Source organism: Laedolimicola ammoniilytica, assembly GCF_025567165.1.
In the GTDB taxonomy this organism is placed as follows: Bacteria; Bacillota; Clostridia; order Lachnospirales; family Lachnospiraceae; genus Laedolimicola; species Laedolimicola ammoniilytica.
This window is the reverse complement of record NZ_JAOQKC010000061.1, coordinates 1-708: the sequence shown is the minus strand read 5'-3', so window position 1 is coordinate 708 and position 708 is coordinate 1. Positions and strand designations below refer to the sequence as shown.

The following is a 708-nucleotide window of genomic DNA, read 5'->3' as shown; positions in this document are numbered from 1 at the left end:
CGCCCACACTTACATTCTGCACATTCTCGCCAATCTTCTCCACAATTCCGGAAAATTCGTGTCCGAAAGGTGTCCATTCTGTAGCGGCATACTTAGCCTGGATCATCTCATGACCGCAGAAGCCACAGGCTTTAACCTTAATAAGTACTTCATCGGCACCGACCTCCGGTACCGGGATATCCCGCTGTTCAAACTGAAATGGCGCTTTCAAATATGTAGATTTCATATGGTATAACTTCCTTTCTTTATTTTACACAAAGCTAACCCAAAAGACAACTGTCAAATCAAATATAATACTATTTCGCTTTACAAGAGCATAGGTATTAGTCAGAATACATTACAGAAGGTCCGGATCGGTTACCATCACAGCCTTACATGCTTCTGCGGGGTTCTGGACAAACTGTGTCAGTCCTTCTACTGCATCCTCCAGCATAAATTTCTGAGAAATCAGGGATTTCAAATCAATCATACCAGATTCAACCAGATCAATACACAATGGGAAATAAAGCGCCGGTACAGCATCAGATGCACGAATCTGGATTTTCTTATGATGCACCAGATTTGAGTCAAAAGAAGCAATTGCTGCAGAACCGTAAGCAATTCCCAAGAATGCCAGAACACCACCCAGATTTAACGTGTGTGTTGCTGTCTCAATGAGGGCAGGCGGTGCCGTCAGCAGCACCTTATCTACACCACCCCGGGCAAATG

The 708-nt window shown here is 44.2% G+C and carries 2 protein-coding genes; both read right to left on the bottom strand.

What is annotated here, in order from left to right; genetic code table 11:
• Positions 1-226, bottom strand: a 226-nt coding sequence (locus tag OCV63_RS17370) for an alcohol dehydrogenase catalytic domain-containing protein (protein WP_158364223.1), incomplete at its 3' end; no start/stop codon positions are given.
• A gap of 111 nt (positions 227-337) precedes the next feature.
• The coding region (locus OCV63_RS17365) for a hypothetical protein (RefSeq protein WP_331485585.1) at positions 338-708 on the bottom strand (371 nt) is incomplete at its 5' end.